This is a genomic window from Streptomyces longisporoflavus (assembly GCF_014649775.1).
Classification (GTDB): Bacteria; Actinomycetota; Actinomycetes; order Streptomycetales; family Streptomycetaceae; genus Streptomyces; species Streptomyces longisporoflavus.
This window is the reverse complement of record NZ_BMTR01000037.1, coordinates 1-21100: the sequence shown is the minus strand read 5'-3', so window position 1 is coordinate 21100 and position 21100 is coordinate 1. Positions and strand designations below refer to the sequence as shown.

17 protein-coding genes are annotated in these 21100 nt (G+C 70.8%); 4 read left to right on the top strand and 13 right to left on the bottom strand.

The window, feature by feature from the left end; genetic code table 11:
• Positions 1-11 precede the first annotated feature (11 nt).
• The 4 genes from IE226_RS38925 to IE226_RS38910 are packed head-to-tail and all read right to left on the bottom strand — an operon-like array spanning position 12 to position 4118.
• Positions 12-1007 carry an amidohydrolase family protein gene (locus tag IE226_RS38925; RefSeq protein WP_229871837.1) on the bottom strand — a complete coding sequence of 332 codons (996 nt, stop codon included), beginning with the start codon at positions 1005-1007 and terminating at the stop codon, positions 12-14.
• A complete protein-coding gene (locus IE226_RS38920; RefSeq protein WP_190086250.1) occupies positions 1004-2134 on the bottom strand; it encodes an FAD-dependent oxidoreductase in 1131 nt (376 codons plus the stop codon). The genes IE226_RS38925 and IE226_RS38920 overlap by 4 nt, the downstream gene beginning before the upstream one ends.
• 23 nt (positions 2135-2157) lie before the next feature.
• On the bottom strand, positions 2158-3120 hold the full coding sequence (locus IE226_RS38915; protein WP_190086249.1) for a cyclase family protein: 963 nt from the start codon (positions 3118-3120) through the stop codon (positions 2158-2160).
• Complete coding sequence (locus tag IE226_RS38910) at positions 3117-4118, bottom strand: fumarylacetoacetate hydrolase family protein (RefSeq protein WP_190086248.1); 1002 nt, start codon at positions 4116-4118, stop codon at positions 3117-3119. The genes IE226_RS38915 and IE226_RS38910 overlap by 4 nt, the downstream gene beginning before the upstream one ends.
• A 121-nt stretch (positions 4119-4239) precedes the next feature.
• Here IE226_RS38910 and IE226_RS38905 point away from each other — a divergent pair, with 121 nt between their 5' ends.
• The 3 genes from IE226_RS38905 to IE226_RS38895 all read left to right on the top strand — a co-directional run bounded on the left by IE226_RS38905 (position 4240) and on the right by IE226_RS38895 (position 9403).
• Positions 4240-5157, top strand: coding sequence for a LysR family transcriptional regulator (locus IE226_RS38905; RefSeq protein WP_190086247.1), 918 nt, complete (start codon positions 4240-4242; stop codon positions 5155-5157).
• Positions 5158-5558: 401 nt separating this feature from the next.
• Entirely contained in the window at positions 5559-8033 is a 2475-nt protein-coding gene (locus IE226_RS38900; protein ID WP_190086246.1) for a beta-glucosidase H, read from the top strand.
• Positions 8034-8140: 107 nt separating this feature from the next.
• The gene (locus IE226_RS38895) at positions 8141-9403 is read left to right on the top strand and encodes an ABC transporter substrate-binding protein (protein WP_229871836.1); all 1263 of its coding nucleotides are present in this window, start codon (positions 8141-8143) and stop codon (positions 9401-9403) included.
• A 61-nt stretch (positions 9404-9464) separates the two neighbouring features.
• Here IE226_RS38895 and IE226_RS38890 read toward each other — a convergent pair whose 3' ends face one another.
• The 8 genes from IE226_RS38890 to IE226_RS38855 form a co-directional block, all read right to left on the bottom strand.
• Positions 9465-10808, bottom strand: a complete 1344-nt coding sequence (locus IE226_RS38890) for an MFS transporter (protein WP_190086245.1) — start codon at positions 10806-10808, stop codon at positions 9465-9467.
• Between the two features lie 201 nt (positions 10809-11009).
• Positions 11010-11837 carry an IclR family transcriptional regulator gene (locus tag IE226_RS38885; protein ID WP_229871835.1) on the bottom strand — a complete coding sequence of 276 codons (828 nt, stop codon included), beginning with the start codon at positions 11835-11837 and terminating at the stop codon, positions 11010-11012.
• Between the two features lie 81 nt (positions 11838-11918).
• Positions 11919-12365 carry a MarR family winged helix-turn-helix transcriptional regulator gene (locus IE226_RS38880; protein WP_190086244.1) on the bottom strand — a complete coding sequence of 149 codons (447 nt, stop codon included), beginning with the start codon at positions 12363-12365 and terminating at the stop codon, positions 11919-11921.
• A gap of 91 nt (positions 12366-12456) precedes the next feature.
• Entirely contained in the window at positions 12457-13311 is an 855-nt protein-coding gene (locus tag IE226_RS38875) for a fumarylacetoacetate hydrolase family protein (protein WP_190086243.1), read from the bottom strand.
• Between the two features lie 48 nt (positions 13312-13359).
• Entirely contained in the window at positions 13360-14397 is a 1038-nt protein-coding gene (locus IE226_RS38870; protein ID WP_190086242.1) for a cupin domain-containing protein, read from the bottom strand.
• Positions 14398-14414: 17 nt separating this feature from the next.
• Positions 14415-15626 carry an FAD-dependent monooxygenase gene (locus IE226_RS38865; RefSeq protein ID WP_190086241.1) on the bottom strand — a complete coding sequence of 404 codons (1212 nt, stop codon included), beginning with the start codon at positions 15624-15626 and terminating at the stop codon, positions 14415-14417.
• 418 nt (positions 15627-16044) lie between these two features.
• Positions 16045-16425, bottom strand: coding sequence for a toxin Doc (locus IE226_RS38860; protein ID WP_190086240.1), 381 nt, complete (start codon positions 16423-16425; stop codon positions 16045-16047).
• The gene (locus IE226_RS38855; protein ID WP_190086239.1) at positions 16425-16664 is read right to left on the bottom strand and encodes a hypothetical protein; all 240 of its coding nucleotides are present in this window, start codon (positions 16662-16664) and stop codon (positions 16425-16427) included. The genes IE226_RS38860 and IE226_RS38855 overlap by 1 nt, the downstream gene beginning before the upstream one ends.
• Before the next feature lie 92 nt (positions 16665-16756).
• On the opposite strand from IE226_RS38855, the gene IE226_RS38850 reads away from it, so the two are divergent.
• Complete coding sequence (locus IE226_RS38850) at positions 16757-17245, top strand: hypothetical protein (RefSeq protein ID WP_190086238.1); 489 nt, start codon at positions 16757-16759, stop codon at positions 17243-17245.
• 121 nt (positions 17246-17366) lie between these two features.
• Here IE226_RS38850 and IE226_RS38845 read toward each other — a convergent pair.
• A partial coding sequence (locus tag IE226_RS38845) for a non-ribosomal peptide synthetase (RefSeq protein WP_190086237.1) occupies positions 17367-21100 on the bottom strand: 3734 nt, incomplete at its 5' end.

The following is a 21100-nucleotide window of genomic DNA, read 5'->3' as shown; positions in this document are numbered from 1 at the left end:
GTGGTCCTCCTTCAGGAGAGATCGAGGAGTGCGGAAGCGGTGGCTCCGCGGATGGCTTCGAAGTCGGCGTCGTCCAGGTGTGCGGCGCGCAGCGCCCCGAGGGGGTCCGGGGAGCCCATGTCGAAGGGGAAGTCGGAGCCGAGCAGCACCCGGTCGGCTCCCGCTGTGCGTACGAGCTCGCGCAGCACGTGCGGGTCGTGGACCAGGGAGTCGAAGTACAGGCGCGTGAGGTAGCTGCTGGGAAGGTGCGCGCAGGTGGCGCCCGCGTCCGGGCGGGCCTGCCAGGCGTGGTCGGCGCGGCCGATGTGGGTGGGCAGATAGCCGCCGCCGTGTGCCGCGATGATGCGCAGGCCCGGGTGGCGGTCGAGGACGCCGGAGAAGATCAGGTGGGACAGGGCGACCGCGTTCTCGGTGGGCTGCCCCACGGAGTTGGACAGGTACCACTGGTCCAGGCGCTCGTCCAGCGTGCAGCCGAAGGGGTGCAGGAACAGCAGTGCCCCTGTCTGCTCGGCCCGCGCCCAGAAGGGCTCGAGGGCGGGGTCGGAGAGTTCGCGTCCCGGGGCGTGGCTGGAGATCTCCACGCCCAGCAGTCCCGCTTCCAGCGCGTGGTCCAGTGCCGAAACGGCCAGTTGCGGGTGTTGCAGCGGCACCAGGCCCAGGCCGCGCAGCCGCGACGGTGCGGCCGAACAGTGCCTCGCCACGGCCTCGTTGGCCAGGCGGAACACCTTCAGCGCGAGTTCCTCGTCGGCCCAGTAGTGGTAGTGCGAAGGAGAGGGGCTGACCAGCTGGACGTCCACCCGCTGTTCGTCCATGGCCCGCAGCCGGGCCGAGACGTCGGTCAGGCGGGCGAACCGCTCCTTGATCATCTCGCCGCTGGTCTTGAGCGCGGCCGGGCCGTTGCGCCGCGCGTCCAGCGCCCTGGCCTCCTCGAGACCCGGCTGCCCGGCGACCAGCTGCTCCACTTCGGGCAGCAGTACATGGGCGTGGACATCGACGGTGTGCGTCACGGGCGCTCCTGCAGCTGGGACATGGTGCGGGCCATCAGGCCGGGAACATCGGCGTCCCGGACCTGGTCGAGCTGCCACTGGCCCAGCTGCACCGATGCCTCGACGACCGCCCGTACGCGCCCGATGCGCCGCTCGTAGTAAGCGTTCAGGAGCGTGTCGTCCCAGGTGCTGTTGGCGGTCAGCAGCTCGGAAAGGACCAGGGCGTCCTCGAGCGACATCGCCGCGCCCTGGGCGAGGGTGGGCGGGCAGCAGTGCGCGGCGTCGCCGATGAGCACCACCCGGCCGCGGTGCCAGGAGCCCTCGACCAGCATCCGGTCGAACCAGGTGTAGTTGACCTGTGCGGGGTCGGTGATGGTCTTGGTGATCTCGGGCCAGTGGCCGCCGTACGCGGAGGCCAGGCGGACCATTTCGTCGGCGTATGTCTCGGGTGGGATCGTCGCCCGGTCGCGGTTGGCCTCCACGACGTAGGCGTACAGCGTGTCTTCGCTGGTGGGGCAGTAGCCGGCGATGTAGGCGGGGCCGCCGTAGGCGAGGTCGGTGCGGGTCACTCCCCGCGGGCGGGGGGCGGCCACGCGCCAGATCGCCATGCCGGTGGGCTCGGGCTTGTCGCTGATGCCGATGGCGGCGCGGGTGGCGGAGTTCAGGCCGTCGGCGGCGACGACGAGGTCGTAGCGCGCTTGGTGGCCGTCGCTCAGACGGACGGTGACGCCGTCGTCGTCCTGCCCGACGATCGTGGCGGTGGTGCCCAGACGGACGGTGGCGCCGCTGGCGCGGACCGCGTCGATGAGGGCCTGTTGCAGCTGGGGGCGCTGCATGCCCACGGTGGCGGGCAGGTCGTCGCCGCCGGTGCGCAGGTCGTCCTGGACGTGCAGGACGGTGCCGTCGGGCGCGGTGATTCCGACCGAGCCGAAACCGTAGCCGGACGCACTGATCTGCTCCCACACGCCCAGGTCGCGCAGCACTCGCAGGGCGTTGCCCTGCAGGGTGATGCCGGACCCGGCGGTGGCGTTCCAGTCCTGCCTGGCTTCCACGAGATCGACCGCGACGCCGGATCGGCGCAGCAGGATGGTCAGGGCGTTGCCTGCCGCGCCGCCTCCGATCACGAGGACATTGCGAGAGGGGGCCATGGAGAACTCCTTTGTCCCGGTGGCTACTTGACGGCGAGCGGGTTGATGGGGGAGCCGACCGCTCCGGTGATGGGCAACGGTGGTGCCGCCAGGAAGAATGCGAAGACGCCGTCGGACGCGCAGTCGTCGGCGAGGGCTTCCAGGTTCCACATCTCGCCCACGAGCAGGCCCATGTTGGGGATCACGACCTGGTGCAGGGGCTGGAAGGCGGCCTCGAACTCGTTGGGGCGGACCTCGAAGCCCCAGGTGTCCGTCGCGATCGCGGCGATCTCGCTGCGGTGCAGCCATTCGGCCGTGGTGAACGACAGGCCCGGGGCGGGTCCGCCGGCGTACTCGCCCCAGCCCTCGCGCCGCACCCGGGCCAGCTGTCCGGTGCGCACCAGCACGATGTCGCCCCGTTCGACGCTCACTCCTTGGGCGCGGGCGGTCTCCTCCAGGTGTTCGGCGGTGATGGCGAATCCGTCCGTGAGTTCGCCGTCGGTGCCGATCGCCCGGCCGACATCGAGCAGGACGGCGCGACCGGCGATCTGCGCGGCCATGTGCTCGATGCCGGTCACCAGGTCGCCGTCCGAGGTGACCGTGGTGGCGGCGTCGCGTCCGTTCCATGCCTTGCCGTGGTCGAAGATGTGGCCCAGGCCGTCCCACTGGGTGGAGCACTGCAGCGGCATGGCCACCACGTCGTCGGCGCCGCCGATGCCGTGCGGCAGGCCCTGGGTGCCCAGTGCGGCGTCCGCGCCGGTGTCCAGCATGGTGTGGACGGGGTTCGTGCGCCTGCGCCAGCCCTTCTGGGGGCCGTTCATGTCGAAGGGCTGTGCCAGGGAGAAGCTCACGCCGCGGCGGACGAGGGCCGCGCCCTGCCGCCGCTTGTCCTCGGTGAGGAAGTTCAGGGTGCCCAGGCGGTCGTCGGCGCCCCAGCGCCCCCAGTTCGAGTAGGCCTTGGCGGCCCGTGCGACGGCGCCCTCGGGGTCGTTGCGGTCGAGCCTCATGCCGGCACCTCGGCCACGCATCGCGTGCGCTGGGCGCCGAGGCCGGTGATGGTCGCGTCCATCACGTCGCCGTCGCGCAGCAGCCTGCCCCAGTGCATGCCGTTGCCCGCGGGACTGCCGGTCAGGACCAGGTCGCCGGGCAGTAGTTGCACGGTCTGCGAGATGTAGGAGATCAGCCGGGCGACCGAGAAGATCATGTCCTTGGTCGACTCGTCCTGCATGGTCTCGCCGTTCAGCTGCAGCGTGACCTGCAGGTCGTCGAGGGCCGTGACCGACTGCGCGGGCACGATCCAGGGGCCCAGCGGGGTGAAGCCGGGCGCGTTCTTGCTGCGCAGCCAGTCGGTGCCGATCTGCGGCATGTCGCGGCGGAAGACGGTGGCCCGGTCGGTGAGGTCGTTGGCGATGGTGTAGCCGGCCACGTGATCCAGCGCCTGCTCGGCCGGGACGCGGGAGGCGGGGCGGCCGATGACGGCGGCCAACTCCAGTTCCCAGTCGGGCTTCTTGGCCCAGGCGGGCAGTATGACGTCGTCGAAGGGGCCGGTGATGGCGCTCGGCAGTCCGATGAAGACGTACGGCAGATCGTCGGCGGCACGCCGGTCCATGATCTGGGCGGCTTCGGCGCGGGCCTCCTCCGCGCTCAGCCCGTCCGAGCCGTCACGGTGGGCCACATGCAGATCGATGACGTGCTGGCGGTAGTTGGCGCCGGACTGCAGCACCTGCCGCGGTGCGATCGGCGCATGCACCCGGAACTCGCTCACGAGCGGGTCATCACCGGAGGGGCGGGCGGCCAGTTCGGCGAAGGCGGGCGACAGGCGGGGCCAGTCCTCCATGACGCCCAGCATCGTCAGGCCCGCGTCGTCGAAGGCCCGGCGCAGATCGGCCACGGAGCCGTCAGGGCGGATCAGCGCGGGAAATGCCTCCCGGCCGGAGGTCGACAGGGTTCCCAGGGCGTAGGGGCCGGTAAAGAGCGCGGGAGCGGCTGCGGGTTTCACGAACATGTCCTCCTGATTGCGGTGTGACTAATCTGGCCCCCACACCCCTGATCAGGGAAATCGATTCTGTGGATATGCTTTATCCAGCAGACGAATACCTCTGGCGCCGCGCCCGAATGAAGGTCCCGTGAACCTCTCCAGCCTCGATCTGAACCTCGTCGTCGCCCTGCGTGCCCTGCTCGAGGAACGCAACGTCACCCGCGCCGGCCAGCGCGTGGGCCTGTCCCAGCCCGCGATGAGCGCCGCACTGTCCCGCCTGCGCCGCCACTTCGACGACGACCTGCTGGCACGCACCGGCGCGCACTACGAGTTGACCGCCCTCGGGCAGGTCTTGATGGAGCGCACCTCCACCGCCTGCGACCTTCTGGAGCGCCTGTTCAGCAGCCAGGCCGACTTCGATCCGGCCACCGAGAGCCGCACCTTCACCCTGATCGCCTCCGACTACGCCGTGGCCGTCTTCGGCGCGGCTCTCGGCCGCCTCGTGCACGCCGAAGCGCCGCACGTCAGGCTCCGCTTCTCCCAGACGCCGACGACCGTGGTGGAGGACCTCGGCGTCCTGCTGAGCACGACGGACGGCCTGCTCATGCCGCACGGCGTGGTCGGCGACGTGCCCCGCACCGACCTCTTCCGGGACGAGTGGGTCTTCCTGGTCGCCGAGACCAACACCGAGGTCGGCGACCACCTCACCCGCGCCCAACTGGCCCAGCTTCCCTGGGTGACCTACCAGCGCACCTACGACGCACCCGCCGTGCGCCAGCTGGGCATGCTCGGGATCGAACCCCGCGTCGAGATCTCGGTGGACAGCTTCGCCATGCTGCCCTTCATGGTGGCCGGCACCAACCGGATCGCCCTGGTCCAAAAACGCCTGGCCGAGCTGATGGGCAGCCTCTCCGACGTACGCGTCATGGAGCCTCCCTACGAGGCGGTGCCGCTCCGAGAAGCCCTGTGGTGGCACCCCCTCCACCGGCACGACTCCTCGCACATCTGGCTCAGGCAGGCCGCCCTGCGTGTCGCCGCGGAGCTGGGCGAGTCCGGCACGCGGTAGGCACACACGGGCGCGGCCCCACGGGATCGCGAGGCGAGAGCACGCCGGAATTGAAATGCTTCAACGCGGCTGACCGGGGCCGTCCCTGGTCAGAGAAGCGGAAGAAAGACGTCAGCACCAAACGGTTGACCCGCTGATCAACCCCGCATAATTTCCCCTGCGTTGACCGAGACGTTTCCCTCAAGAACGCCTGCCGGTACGGAAGCAACGTCGTGGGGCGCGACACACCTGACCGTGCGCAAGGACAGGCCGCGAAACGGCTCGGCACTTCCCGAGCGCCGCTGGACCAGCGGCTGACCCACTCCGGCCATGCCCGGCGGACCCGCGATGCCCCGACCCGAACGGGAGCTGAGGCGGCCGCCCGCGGTCCATGGCTGCCACCCAGTTTCGGAGAGCCGCCAGTGAATCGACGCACCTTCCTGTCCGCAGCCACCATCACCGCCGTCACGGCCGGCATGGCCCCCCTGCTCACCGGCCGGGCCGGCGCACAGACAGCCGACACCCCCGGCGGGCGGGCCGACGCCATGCTCGCCAAGCTGACCGCGGCGCAGAAAGAAGCCCTCGTCCGCTGTGACTTCCAGGCGCTGACCGGCCCGGGCATCCCCGCCCTGACCATGGTGGACGCCTCCGCCGGACTGCGCGGGGAGAAGGGAGTCACCGCCTTCCCCGTCCCCGTAGCCCAGGCGGCGTCCTTCGACACGGACCTCGTCAGGGACATCGGCACCGCCATCGGCACCGAAGGACGGGCCAAGGGCTACAACAACCTGCTCGGCCCGACCGTCGACATCACCCGGACCTGGCACTTCGGCCGGCAGGCCGAAGGCATGGGCGAGGACCCGGTGCTGGCCGGGGAACTCGGCACCGCCGCCACCGTAGGCATGCAGAGCCGGCACGTGGTGGCGACCGTGAAGCACTTCGCCGCCTACACCCAGGAGACGAACCGCTTCTTCACCGACGTCAAGGTCAGCGACCGCGCCCTGCGCGAGGTGTACGCCGGTCCCTTCCGCCGCATCCTGCGAGCCGCCCCGACCACATCGGTCATGATGGCCTACCCCAAGATCAACGGATCCTTCGCCACCCAGAACCCCGCCCTGTTCACGCTCCTCAAGGACGACTTGGGCCTCACGGGCTACACCGTGCCCGACTTCTGGGCCGGCGACGACCAGGTCGCCGCGGCCAGAGCCGGCATGGACCTCGCCGGACTCGGCCCCGGCGGCGTCAAGATCACCGCCGGTCAGCTCACCGACGGATCCATCAGCACCGAACGACTCGACGACGCCGCCCGGCGCATCCTCACCGCCATGTACGCGGCCGGCCTGTTCGACCACCCCCTGCCCGCCCCGGCCGACAACGTCAGCAGCCGTGCCCACCAGGACCTCGCCCACCGCGCCGCCGTCGGCTCCACCGTGCTCCTGGCCAACCGCGCCGGCGCCCTTCCGCTGCCCGCCTCGCTCAAGAAGATCGCCGTCATCGGCCCGGCGGGCACCGACACCTACACCGGTATCGCCGGTTCCAGCTATGTCGACCCGGGCCCGTGGACCACACCGGCACAGGCCATCCGCGCCCGCGCGGGCAGCACCGGCGTCGTCACCGCCCAAGGCACCAAGGGCGACGTCCCGCTGACCCCCGTCCCCGCCGCCGCCCTGCGCACCTCCACCGGCGCCGCCGGACTCGGCGTCTCCTACTACGCCGGCGGCGAGGCAAGCGGCACCCCGGTGGCCACCGGCACCGCCCAGAACATCGACTTCACCTCGGCCCCCGTCGACGATCTCCCCGCCGTCTGGTCGGCCAAGTGGACCGGCACCCTCACCCCGACCGTCACCGGGCTGCACCGGTTCTCGCTGCTGCCCGCCGGAACCGCCCGACTCAAGATCGGCTCCGCGACCGTGGTCTCCGGCACCCGCCACAGCCGGCGCTTCTTCCTGGGCCCCTACGACTATCCCCTGCACGGGACCGCCGAACTCACCGCGGGCCGCCCGGTCACCGTCGAGATCACCTACACCAACGCCACGGCCGACACCGGCACCTGCGGCCTCACCCTGGGCTGGCAGCCCGAGTCACTGATCCCGGCCGCCGTGGACGCCGCCCGCGGGGCCGACGCCGCCATCATCCTCGTCAACCGGGTGGCAGGCGAAGACATGGACCACCAGCAGCTCGACCTGCCCGGCGACCAGAACCAGCTCATCAGCCAGGTCGCCGCCGTCAACTCCCGCACCATCGTGGTCCTCAACACCGACGGCCCGGTGGCCATGCCATGGGTCGGCAAGGTCGCCGCCGTCCTGCAGGCCTGGTACGGAGGCAGAGGCATGGGCACCGCGCTCGCCGCCGTCCTCTTCGGCGACAGCGACCCCGGCGGACGCCTGCCGGTCACCTTCCCCAAGGACGCCACCCAGGGCCCGGGCACCAGCCAGACTGCCTACCCGGGGGTGAACGGCACCGTCACCTTCGGGGAGAACACGGCCGTCGGCTACCGCTACTACGACACCAAGAACCAGACCCCCCGCTTCCCCTTCGGCCACGGCCTGTCCTACACCGCCTTCACCCACGGCTCGCTCGAAGCGGCCTGGGACAAGACTGCACAGCAGGCCACCCTGGCCGTGACCGTCACCAACACCGGCACCCGCACCGGCACCGCCGTCGTCCAGGTCTATGCCAGCCTGCCCAGCGGCGCCGCCGCGGAGCCCCGGCGCCTGGTCGCCTTCCGCAAACTGTCACTGGCCGCGAAAGCCTCCAGCCGCCTGGAAATCACCATCCCGGCCGACGACCTGACGGTGTGGCAGTCCGGCAAGTGGCAGCTGACCCCCGGCACCTACACCCTGGCCGTCGCCCACTCCTCCCGCGACCTCACCGCCCAGCGCACCATCAGCGTCAGCTGACCCCACCCGCCCCGGGGCCCTGCCACGCGGGGCCCCGGGGCATCGCACGCGAACCCCTACCGCCGAAGCCCGGCCCGCCTCCCTCACCACCGCCAGGAGCCACCCCCGTGTCGCGCACCAGACGCCTGACCCTGAGCGCAACCGCGCTCACGCTCACCCTGACCGCGGCCGGCTGCGGCCCGGGGCACGGCGGCGGGACGCGGCTGACGGTCATGGCCAACGTCACCGACAAGGTCGCCATGAACTCCGTCGTCAAAGCCTTCCGCGAGAAGCACCCCGACATCACGGTCGCCGTCACCTACGCCGACACCACCACCCTGCAAAAGACGCTGCCCCACGACCTCGCCGCGGGCAAGGGCCCGGACGTGTTCACCGTCTGGCCCGGCAGCGGCAACCCCGCCTCGGTCATCGCCCTGGCCGACCAGGAAGCGCTGACCGACCTCAGCCTGCGCCGCTTCGCCTGGCACCTGCCCGAGGACGTCGCTTCCGTGGCAGGCCGACGCAACCACATCGAGATGGTGCCCGCCAGTTACAGCGCCATCGGCGCGATCTACGCCACCCAGACCCTCGACGACATCGGCGGCAGCAGGCCCACGACGTACACCCAAGTCCTCGCGCTGTGCGACAAGGCCCGCGAACACGGCAAGGTCCTCTTCGCCCTGGGCAACAAGACCCCCTGGGTCACCCAACTCATCTCGTACGCCCTGGCCGGCGGCACCGTCTACGCGGACAAACCCGAATTCGCCGACGACATGGAGCTGGGCCGCACGAGCTTCGGCCAGTCCCGCTGGAAGACCGCCCTGAACAAATACCTGCAGATGAACGAACGCGGATGCTTCGGCCCCGACCCCCTGTCCACCACCTACCAGAACAGCCTGGACCAGGTGGCCTCGGGCAAAGCGGTCGGCATCGTCCAGGTGGCGACCACGCTCGCCGAGCTGCGCCGGACCGCCCCGGACCTCGGCTTCGTGATGCACGCACTGCCCGCGACCGACGACCCGGCACAGACCCGCATGCCGGCCGCCGTCTCGGCCGCCTACGGCGTCAACGCCCACAGCACACACGTGAAACAGGCGAAAGCCTTCGCCGACTTCCTGGGCTCGGCCAAGGGGCAGAACCTCTACAACGGCAAGGGGGTCACCCTTCCGGCGATCCCCAACCCGTCCTTCAGGACGGACCCCGCCGTCGCGGAAGTCGCGCGCCGGCAGAAGAACGGGACGACCGTCCCCTTCATGGACCAGACGTGGCCCAACTCCACCGTCCAGCAGACCCACTTCCGGCAGATACACCGGCTGTTCGCCGGCAAAGCCACGGTCCCCGGCGCACTGAAGGCCATGGACCACGCCTACCGAGCCGGGGCGTCGGACTGACCCACCCCCCGGCCGGCTCTCCCCGCCCGGGCGGGGAGAGCCGGACCGCTGGTCCGTCGCCCTACGCGGCAGGCAGCGGGACTTCCGAGGTGACCTGGGACTTCGCCGTACGCCCGCGCATGGCGAACAGCAGCACACCGGCGGCGGCGAACACGGCGCCGGTGGCCACGTACAACGCCCGCGGCGTCGCGCCGGCATCCAGCAGCCAGCCCGCCGCAGAGGGCGCGATGATGGCGCCCACCCGGCCCACGCCGATGGCCGCACCGACACCGGTGGCCCGCAGCTGCGGCGCGTACACCGCCGGAGTCAACGCGTACAGGCCCGCCACACACCCGTTGACCGCGACGCCGATCACGGCGCCGAGGCAGAAGGCAAGCGCCAGCGTGCCGGTCGACGCGGCGAAGGCCACCACCAGCACTCCGGCCGCGAAGAGGTAGCCGCGCAACACGCTCGCCAGTGCGAACCGAGCGGCCAGCGCCCCCAGCAGCGCGCTCCCGAAAACGCCGCCCACATTGAGCAAGGTGCCCCCGGTCAACCCCTGTGACGAGGACATGCCCGCCTCGACCAGCAGCGTCGGCGTCCAGCTCGTGACGAAGTAGAACGCTGCCATCACCAGGAAGAACGCCCCCCACATCACCAGGGTGGGACGGCGCAGGCCGCCCGCGAGCAAGGTCGCGAAGCCCACCCGCCGCTGACCGTCCCCGGCCCGGACCGCGGGCAGCTCGCCCAGCTCGGGCTGTCGCATACGCCGGGCGATCGCGTTGATCCTCTCGAGCGCCCGCGCCGGCCTGCGCGTGAGAAGGAAGTCCAGGGATTCGGGCAGGCAGAAGAACGCCACCGGGATCACCAGCAGCGTGGCGATCCCTCCGACCAGGAACACCGAACGCCAGCCGTGATGGTCGATGAGGGCCACCGATGACAGGCCTCCCACCGTCGCGCCGATCGCGTAACCGGTCGAATTGAGACTGACGGCCAGGCCGCGCCAGCGCCGGGAGGCGAACTCGCCCGCTATCACGTTGCTGCAGGCGAGCACCGCACCGATACCCATACCGGTGAGCAGCCGCAGCAGCGCCAACTGTTCCCAGGACTGGCTGGCCGAGGACACCATCATGCCCACCGCCGCGATGCCAAGGCCGGCCAGGATGACCGGGCGCCTGCCGACGCGGTCCGCACGCGGAGCGAGCAACAGCGCGCCCAGCGCCATACCGGCCAGACCACTGCTCAGCAGCAGGCCCAGAGTTCCCGAGTTCAGTGACCACTGTCCCGACACCGACTTGCCGGTGAACGACATCACCAGCACATCGAAGCCGTCGAGTGTGTTGAGCAGGACACAGACCGCGATCGCCCGCCACTGGAATCGGGACATGGGCCCCTCGTCCAGGGCCTTTTGCAGGGCGGCGCTCACCGGACGCCCCATCGGGCGTTGCGGGACACGAGATACAGACACATGGCAGCACTCCGTTGTCGACTGCGATGAATTGACTGCTGGGTGAGGGCTCACGGGCTCACGCGGCGGCCCAGCGCAGACATGGTCGGGGCAGGCCGGCCGGGGCGGACAGCCCCGTTCCCGGATGCCGGGAAAACAATTGCCGCGTGCGGACGCCGCTCAGGACGTGCTCGTGTGCAGCGCGCGCGAGACGGCATGGCTGGTGCTCCGGACCAGGTCGGCCAGTGCCCCGGTGGACATCGAACCGTGCCGGACGACCAGTGACACGGCAGCCAGCACCTCTCCCGCGGGAGACAGGACGGGCGTGGCGACGGACAGCGTGTCCAGCGACAACTGGCGGTCGCTGACGGCGTATCCGCAGGCGCGGACCTGGGCGAGCACGCGGCGCAGCCGCAGCGGATCCCTCAGGGTGAACGGCGTGTGGGCCGGCGGCACGACCGACAGGGCCGCGTCCTGCACGTGGGCCGGGGCGTATGCGAGCAGTACCAGGCCGGCACTGGTCGCCGTGCTGTCCAGTCGGCCGCCGACGCGGGTCACCGTGGGCACCGCGTTGCTGCCGCCCAGGCACTCGAGGAACACGATCTCGGTGTCCTCCCGCACGGCAAGCTGGACGTTCTCGCGGGTGCTCTGGCACAGGTCTTCCAGGTGGGGCAGTGCGCTCTGGCGCAGCCCTTGGCCGCGGGGCGCGAGGGAGCCGACTTCCCACAGGCGCAGCCCGATGCGGTAGCCGCCCTGCGGGTCGCGCTCGAGTGCTCCCCATGCCAGCAGTTCGCCGAGCATGCGGTGCACGGTTGACACCGGCAGCCCCGAGCGGCGGGCGAGGTCGCTCAGTGAGAGACGGGCGTGCTGGGCGGAGAAGGCGCCCAGGATCTGCAGGGCGCGGCCGATCACCGGTCCGGTGCCGGGTCTGGCCGCGGGTGTCGGCCCTGCTTCCGCAGCCGCCGCGGAGGCGGCATCCGTGGCCGGGCGGTGGCTTGTACGGGGCACGGTGCGACTCCTCTTCCGGGCACTGGGCCGGTGGCCGGCGTGCGGGAAACAGGCGCGCGGCCGTGGTCCGGTCCGGGCGCCTCAGCCGTCGCCGCCCGGCTCCTCTTCCATGAAGGCGATGCGGCGCAGGCTGTCGATGGTCAGGGCACGCTGCTCTGGGGGCAGCAGGTGCAGCAACTGCTCGTTGACCCGTTCGGCCGGTGGGATCAGTGTTGCGAGCAGGTGGCTGCCCTGTTCGGTGAGTTCGAGCAGGGTCCGCCGGCGGTCCGCCTCGTCGCGGACCTGGCTGACGTGCCCCTGGTCCGTCAGGCGGCGGATCATCTGGTTGATCGTGGAACGGTCCAGCGAGGTCAGACGGGCCAGCGTGCGCTGGTCGATCCCTGCCTTCCGGGAAAGGGCGTTGAGCACGGCGAACTGCTGCGAGGTGATGTCCCGTGACACGTGCTGGAACCACAGGGACGTGTGTACCTGTTCGGCACGTCGGATCAGGTGCCCGATGTAGTTCTGCAGGTCCAGTGGGTGCGTCACGGTTTGTGTCTCTCTGTGCCGACGTGGTGTCGCCCGGCGGCGGCCGACCGCTTGAATTCTAGGGGCGCCACCACGCCGCTGCGGCGCTCGCCTAGCGGCCGGGGCGCTGCTCGTAGGGGATGGCCTGCGAGCCGTCGACGCCGACCTCGAGGCGGCCGACCTGCTCGATGTCGACGACGACGCGGTCGCCGTGGGCCAGCGGCCCCACCCCGGCGGGTGTTCCGGTCGCGATCACATCGCCCGGGTGCAACGCCATCACCGACGAGGTGTACGCGATCAACTGCCGGACGCCGAAGATGAGATCCGCGGTGTTGGCACGCTGGCGCGTCTTACCGGCGACGTCGCACCGCAGTTCCAGCGCGTCGGGGTCGGGGATCTCGTCGGCGGTCACGACCCATGGCCCGACAGGGGTGAACGTGTCGAACGACTTGCGTGTGGAGCGGTCCTCGCCGGAACGAACCGTGATGTCCAGCACGCAGGTGTAGCCGAACACGTAGTCCAGGGCGTCCTCGGCGCGCACGCGTGAAGCGGTGCGGCCGATGACCACGCCCAGCTCGCCCTCCTGATCGGTGCGCTTGTCGCTGTAGGGCAGCACGATGTCCTGGCCGGGCCCGATCACCGAGGAGTTCGCCTTGAGGAACACTCCCAGGTCGGCAATGGACGTCGAGTACTGCATCTCGGCCTTGTGGTCGAGGTAGTTGACCGGCGCGCCGACGATCTTTCCCGGGCGGGGGAGCGGTGCCTCCAGGACAGCTTGGGCCAGCGGAACGCGTGCGCGGCCCGACAGATCGAATTGCCGCGCACCGTCGCGGTCGACGAGCTCGATGTACTGGTGCAGTGCGCCGGACGGCGTGGTGGTGGACGGAGCGAGCAGGTCGGTCACATCGACGAGGTCTTCGCCGTCGACGAGCCCGAGCCGCCCCTTGTTGAAGAGCGCAAGGCGCATCAGTGCCTCCTTGTTGGAGAAGTCAGAGAACCGGGGGGAGGGAAATGGTCAGGCGCCGGGGTCGGCGCTCTGGCTGCGGTACAGGCCCAGCGAGCGCATGACCGGCTCGTCGCTGTAGGAGAAGAGGACCGCGTCCTTGGACCCGGACGTGTTCACGTGCCGGTAGGACGCCCAGCCGGGCACCGCGAAGGTGTCGTGCCGGGACCACTCCAGCCGCACCCCGTCGACGATCGTGGCGCCCTCGCCCCGTACGACGCTGAAGATCGTGGAGGCGGTGTGCTTGTGACCCGCCCCCTCGAACCCGGGCCGCAGCCGCTGCACCCGGCAGCCGATGGTCGGCATGACCGGCCCGCCGGTCCACGGGTTGGTGTACTCCAGCACGATCCCGTCGACGTCGCTGCCCGTGGCGCTGTCCGCGATCGCGTCCAGCGCCCGCTCGGTCTCGGCCCAGGTGTAGCGGGTGACCGGCGAGTTGGGGCCCTCGGGGGACAGCCACGCCGGAGTGAGCCGCCCGTGCAGGAACTGCCGGCTGCCCGCGTCGTCGGGCCGTGTGACGGGCTGCAGGCGCTCGGGATACTTCTCGTAGAAGCCCGCTTCGAGCGCGTTCACCAGCGGGTAGTCGAGCGCGTCGAGCCAGATCATCGGCTCGCTGCCTTCGTGCGTGTGGTCGTGCCAGTGCCAGCCGGGGGTGAGCAGCAGATCGCCCGGTGCCATGAAGACCCGCTCGCCGTTCACGGTGGTCCATGCGCCGCTGCCCTCCAGGATGAACCGGAAGGCGTTGGAGGTGTGCCGGTGTGCCTGCGCGGTTTCCCCGGGGAGAATGATCTGCAGCCCCGCGTACAGGCTGTTCACGGTGGCCGGCGGATCGGCAAGTCCCGGATTGACGAGCATCAGCACCCGTCGTTCGGCCTCCTCCAGCGACAACGTTTCGGAGAAGTGCAGCAGTTGGGGCCGCAGCTCGCGCCAGCTCCAGCGGTAGGGCACCGCCCGGCTTTTGGGCTCGGCGGGGAACAGGTTGCCGTAGAAGCGCCACAGCGGCGCAGCGCCGAGGTTCTCCAGCGCCTTGTACGCGGGATCGTCGGTCATGGTCTCCTCCACTCGTGTCACAGGGCGGGAACCGCGGCCGCGGCCGGGGTCCACACCCAGGAGATGTCGTCGAAGTCCTCGGGGGAGCGGGCGGAGAGCAGCATGTTGCGCAGCGTGGCTCCCATGCCCTCGAGGTGGCAGATCTCGCCGAAGCGGCGGGCGTTGGTCTGGATGCGCGCGGCTCGCTCCCGGCGGACGGCCGCGTACGCGGCGAAGGCGTCGCCGGGGTGGGGGTGATCGTGCAAGGCCCTGCCCAGTGCGACGGCGTCTTCCAGAGCCTGGCAGGCGCCCTGGGCGAGGTATTGCAGCATCGGGTGGGCCGCGTCACCGAGCAGCACGATCCGCCCGTGGACCCAGTTGTCGGTGGGTCGCCGGTCGAAGAGCGGCCAGCGCCGCTGGCGGGAGATCAGCGGCAGCGCGTCGCGGACCGTCTCGCAGGCGCCGGCGAAGCGCTCCTCCAGCTCGGCTTCGGTGCCCCAGTCGTCCGAGTCCGGCGTGTAGCGGTCGCTCTCGAACACGGCGACTTGGTTGTAGAGCTCGCCGCGGCGTACCGGGTACTGGACGAGGTGCATGCGGGGCCCGGCCCAGACCATGACGGCTTCGGATGCGGCGTGCCGGGACATGCGGCCGGTCATCCGCTCCGTCGGCAGCGCGCCGCGGAAGGCCACGTACCGGGAGCAGACGGGCTGTCCGTCGCCGACCAGGGTCTGCCTCAGGCGTGAGTACAGGCCGTCCGCCGCGATCACGGCGTCTGCGGCCAGCGTCTCGTCGGACTCGGCGAACGAAAGCCTGGCCTGTGACGGGTCCTGTTCGGCGCTGGTGACCGTGTGTCCGGTGCGCAGGGTGATGGCGGGGTGGTCCGTGCAGGCTGCCAGGAGGGCGGCGTGCAGGTCGGTGCGGTGGGTCACCAGGTAGGGATGCCGGAACCGCTGGGTGTAGGCATCGCTGCGCAGATCGAGCGAGGTGATCTGATCGCCGGTCAGGGCGTCCATCATGACCAGGCGCGGCGGGGTGACCGCGTGCTGCCGGACGGCGTCCAGCACGCCGAGCTCGTCCAGCGCGTGCGAGGCGTTGGGGGCGAGCTGCAGGCCCGCGCCGATCTCGCCGAACTGGGCGGCCCGTTCTACGAGGGTTACGCGGTGTCCGGCGCGGGCGGTGGCCAGGGCGGCGGCGAGGCCGCCGATGCCGCCGCCGACGACGGCGACGTGTGACGCAGGAGATGTGGGCATACGGCCTCCTTTGAGCTGATGGGACGGAGGGCTCGGAGGCGCAGGGGGGAGGGCGGTCCCAACGAGATAGTCTGAGATAGTCCGTACGCCAACCATTGGTGTGCGGACGATATTAAGCAGGTGTTACCGCCAGGTCAACGGTGGCGCGTTGGGCAGTCCCGGCCGGCGGCCCGCCTGGCGGGCGTTCGCCGGTGCTCGCGGGGGCGACTCGGCGGGTCAATGGCCTGGGTGTGAATTTGCGGTCACGTGATGGCGTTCCCGGCAGCTCGAACTGACCCTGTGGGGGTGGGGGTTCGGCTAAAATCTGCCTGGACCATCTCTCATCCCGGCATAACGTCGATGCGGCCGGAGAGCATGCCGCCCCGCTTCAGGTCGAGCCGAGTCAGGGGCCTCGCTCACCGATGCGCGGGCGGGAGTTTCAGACTCTCCAGGTGCGCAGGACCTCGGCGACGGTGTAGACGCTGATCCTGGTTTCGCGGACCTTGCGGACGAGGTCCGACAGGGCGCCGTAGGGCGGATCGATCCCCTCGCCTGACTGATCCATGTACTGGGCGGCGACAAACACGGCGAAGAGGCTGTTGCGGTGCGGCAGCGGTTCCAGTTGCACGATCGTGTGCAGAAGCGCCGCGGCGCGCCATGCGGCGTCCGGATCGGACGCCTCCAGAGTCGGCATCCGCGTCTTGTGCCGCGCGACCGCCGCGACGAGCGCGGAGTAGTCCGCGACGGAGACGTCGTCGTTGTTGTCGAGGGCTGTCTCCTGGATGTCGAGCAGCCAGGAGACGTCGATGTGCAGAACCATCAGGCGGCTGCGGTCCGGTTACCTCGCTGCGAGGGCGGCACCTCGTCGGGGAAGGCGGCGTCGAACTCCGGTCGGAGCCGGTCCGCCCACATCGCGGCGCCGGCGACGAACTGCTTGCGCTGCATCTCCCGTACCCCGAGGTCATGGAGGTAGGACTTCAGGCTCTTGCCCTCGGCGGCGGCCGCCGCGCGCACGCCTTCCATCTCTTCTTCGGAGAAGGACACATTCAGTGATGGCATACCTCCCATGGTACCTACCTGGTGCCAACTCATGCCATCCCTTCTCGGAGACCCGCGCCGGGGGCCGTGAGGGTTCTGGTTCCTGTGACCGCATGGCACCATCTGTTGGCGTGGAGTGGTCGAGTCTGGTCGGGACGGGGCTCGGAGCCGTACTGGGAGTGGGAGCTACCTTGGTCGGCGAGCACGTGCGCTGGCGGCGTACCGCCAGGGACAGCAGGCTCCAGGATCGCCGGACCCTGTACGCGGACTGCCTCGTCTCCTTTCGCAGGGCGCACGAGGCCATGCGGTTGGCCGCCGACGAAGAGCATGCGAACCCGCAGGTCAGAGCGGCCAGGATTCGCCAGGTACACCAGGCGTCGGGATGCGATGAGGCACGGGAACGGCTGATCCTCACGGCGTCCCGGGATGTGGCGGCGGCGATCGACGCGTCGTACATCTCGCTGCGACAGATCCGCGAGGTACTCGCCTCCGGTGCCACCGTGCCGACACCGGATTATCAAGCGGCCAGGCAGGCGCACCGAGAGGCGACGGAAGCGGCTCGCAACGTTCTGCGCCGCGATCTCGACTCCCTGGACATCTGAGCAGCTCCGCCCCTGGATCCGGCGGTGCGCCTGCCGTCAGCAGCGGCCGATCCCGGGCTGCTGTGAGGGCCCCGTGCGCGGCGTGGGGGGACGACTCGCACCACGCCGCGCCGGCGCCGGATCAGCTCTGCGCCCCGCGACCTTCCTCCGTGGCGTCGTCGAGCGCGCGGTTTATCTCCCGGCAGATGTCGTCGGCGGGGGCGGGCAGGTACATGTCCTGGTGCGTGCTGTCGATGTCGTGCTCCTTGATGGCGCCGGTGATGTGGCTGCGCCACAGGTCCGCGTACGAGCCGTTTCCTTCGGCCGTCGCGTTGAAGAACAGTGCGTCCCCGCGGTAGATCGGTGACGTGAAGCTGCGCAGCATCGTGGTGTGGCCGACGATCACGGAGACCGCGTTGTCGACGAACGTCTCTTGGTCGCCGGCGCCGGCGGGGCTGATGAGGTGTTCGCCGAAGTAGGCGCGGATGTCGTCGGCGTGGGGCGGCTCGTAGTGTTCGAAGAAGGTGCCGGGAACGCTGTCGAGGAGGGCGAGCAGCGCCACCTCGTGCCCTCGTCGCTGCAACTCGGCGGCCATGGCGTGGGCGAGGGTGCCGCCCAGGGAGAGGCCGAGGAGGTGGTAGGGGCCCTCGGGCTGTGCTGCGAGGACTTCCTCGACGTAGTCGTCGACCATGGCGTCGATCGACCCGGGCGGCCGGGTCGCTCCGTCGAGTCCCTTCGCCTGGATGCCGTAGACGGGTCGATCCGCGGGCAGCCGTCCGGCGAATCCGAGGTAGATCCAGCACAGCCCGCTGCCGGGGTGGATCCACCACAGCGGTGCCTTGTCCCCGCTCGTCCTGATCGGCAGTACGGACGCGAACGGGTCCCCCGAATCGGCGGCGTCCCCGTCGGTGGCAAGCCCGGAAGCCAGCCCGGCGACGGTGGGTGACTCGAACACCAGCCGGAGCGATGTCTCCACACCGAGCACCGTGCGGATCCGGCTGACCAGTTGAGTGGCCAGGAGTGAGTGTCCGCCGAGGGCGAAGAAGTCGTCGTCGACGCCGACCCGATCAAGGCCGAGCACCTCGGCGAACAGGCCGCACAGGAGCTCTTCACGGGAGTTGCGCGGAGCCCTGCCGGCGGCCGGCCCCGACTGGTCCGGCGCCGGGAGAGCGCGCCGGTCCAGCTTGCCGTTGGGTGTCAGGGGCACCTCGTCGATGGCGACCACGACGGAAGGCACCATGTGTTCCGGCAGCCGCTCACGCAGATGGGACCGCAGCCCGGCGACGAGATCCGCCGGGTCCGCGAGGGGGCCGCCGTCGGCTTCCGCGGTTCGGTCCGCGGCCGGTACCACGTACGCCACAAGACGCAGGCCGCCTGTCGGGCCGTCGGCGACCACCACGGCCTGCGCGACATCCGGGTGCGTCAGGAGCGCCGCCTGGATCTCGCCGGGTTCGACGCGGAAGCCGCGGAGTTTGATCTGGTCGTCGGCCCGTCCGGTGAACCGCAACTGGCCGTCCGGCTGCCGCTGGACGAGGTCGCCGGTGCGGTACATCCGCTCTCCCGGCGCGCCGAACGGGTCGGCCGGGAACCGCGCGGCGGTGAGGCCGGGCCGGTTCAGATAGCCGCGGGCGAGGCCGGGACCCGCCACGTACAACTCGCCGGTCACTCCCGGCGGGACGAGCCGCAGGGCCGCGTCCAGGACGTATACGCGAGTGGCGCCCGCCGGGCGGCCGATCGGCGGGGCAGTCGCGCCAGGGTCCAGCGGGCCCGTCCAGGTGGCGACCACCGTGGCTTCCGTCGGCCCGTACGAGTTGATCATCCGGCGTCCGGGGGCCCACCGTGCCACGAGATCGGGCGGACAGGCCTCGGCCCCGACGATCAGCGTGCGCAACTCGGGCAGTGCCCCGGCCGCCCCTGGCGGCACGGTGGCCAGGGCCGCGGGCGGGATGAGCGTGTGACTGATACGCCGCTCGGCCAGGACCTCGGCGAGGCGCTCGCCGACCAGCGGCCCCTCCTCGCCCGTCACCAGCGTCGCCCCGCCGAGCAGCGAGGAGCACAGCTCCAGGACGGAGGCGTCGAAGCTGGGGGAGGCGAACTGCAGGAACCGGTCACCGGGGCCGACCGCGTACTGCTCCACGGCGGCCGCAGCGAAGCCCGCGAGCCCGCGATGCGAGACCACCACGCCCTTGGGGGCGCCGGTGGACCCGGACGTGTAGATGACGTACGCGGCGTCCGCGCCCGACAACGGCCACCCGCGCTCCGCCTCGGTCAGCGCGGCGCCGCCGGAGCCCGCCAGGGACGCGGCGTCCCCGGGGTCGTCCGGGTGAAGGACGAGGACGGACGCTTCGGGCAGGCCCGCGGCGGTCGTCGCGTCCGCAAGGATCACGCAGGCCCCGGAGTCCGCCAGCATGTACCTGATCCTCTCGTCCGGGTAGCCGGGGTCGACCGGCAGATACGCGCCGCCCGTCTTGAGCACGGCCAGCCAGGCCACCGCCAGCGCCGCCGAGCGCGGCAGCGCCACGGCCACCACGGACTCCTGCCGCACCCCGGCCCCCAGCAGCCGGCGAGCCAGCAGGTTCGACCGGGCGTCGAGTTCCCGGTAGGTCAGCGTCTCGTCGTGGTCGATGACCGCGACGGCGTCCGGGGCCTTCGACACCTGGTGGGCGAAGAGTTCCGGGAAGGTGGCATGAGGGGTGGCATGGGGCAGGGGCGCCGCCGTGTCGTCGAACTCGCCGATGAACTGGTCGCGTTCGGCCGGTGTCAGGACTTCGACCGAACCGACGGCCAGGTCCGGGTCGGCCGCGAGACTGCGCAGGACAAGTCCGAGGCGCTCGGCGACGCTCTCCGCCGCCGCGTGGTCGAAGATGTGGCGCTGGTACTGCATGGCCACGCGCAGCCGGGGTTCGGAGCTGCCGATCACGCCGAGCGGGTAGTGGGTGCCGCTGAGCGATGAGAGGCCGGTGAACGTGATCCCGGCGGTCGTGTGCGCCTCGGTGAGGCCCGCCCGGTCGATCGGATAGGACTGGAAGCCCACCATGGTGTCGAAGAGGGTGCTCAGGCCGGTGTCCTGCTGGATCTGTGCGAGGCCGTAGTGGTGGTGGTCGAGCAGCACGGCCTGCCGGTCCCGCAGGCGCGTCAGAATCTGGGCGAAGGTGGCGCCGGGGGCGCATGTCACGCGTACGGGAAGGGTGTTGATGAACAGGCCGATCATGGTGTCGATGTCCGGGACGGCGGGCGGGCGGCCGGACACCGTGGTGCCGAACACCACGTCCTGGCGCCCGGTCAGCCGGCCGAGCAGCACGGCCCAGGCCGCCTGGACGACGGTGTTCAGGGTGACGCCCAGATCGGCGGCTTGCCGTTCCAGCGCGCGGGACGTCTCCACGGACAGCGGCACTTCGAGCTGTCCGATCCCCTCGCCACGCCCGTCTTCTCCGTCATCGCCCTCCGCCCGCCCGGCCGTGTTGTCCGGGCACAGCAAAGTGGGTTCGTCGAGTCCGTCGAGTTCCCCGGCCCAGGCGCGGGCGGCCGCGTCGTGGTCCTGCCGGGCCAGCCAGGCCAGGAACTCGCGGTAGCCCCGCGTACGCGGCAGCACCGAGGGGTCACCGTCGGAGCCGTACAGCCGCAGCAGGTCCTGCATCAGCAGCGGCAGCGACCAGCCGTCCAGGATGACGTGGTGGGCGGTGAAGACCAGTTCGGCCCGGTCGGGGCCCATGGTCACCAGGGTCATGCGCACCAACGGCGGCTTTTCCAGGTCGAAATGGATCCGGTCGTCCTCGGCCAGGATCTGCTCGAACGCCGCCTCCCGCTCTTCCCCGGGGAGGTGGCTCAGGTCGGTCTGCTGCCAGGGCAGCGGGACACTGTCGAGGACGAGCTGGA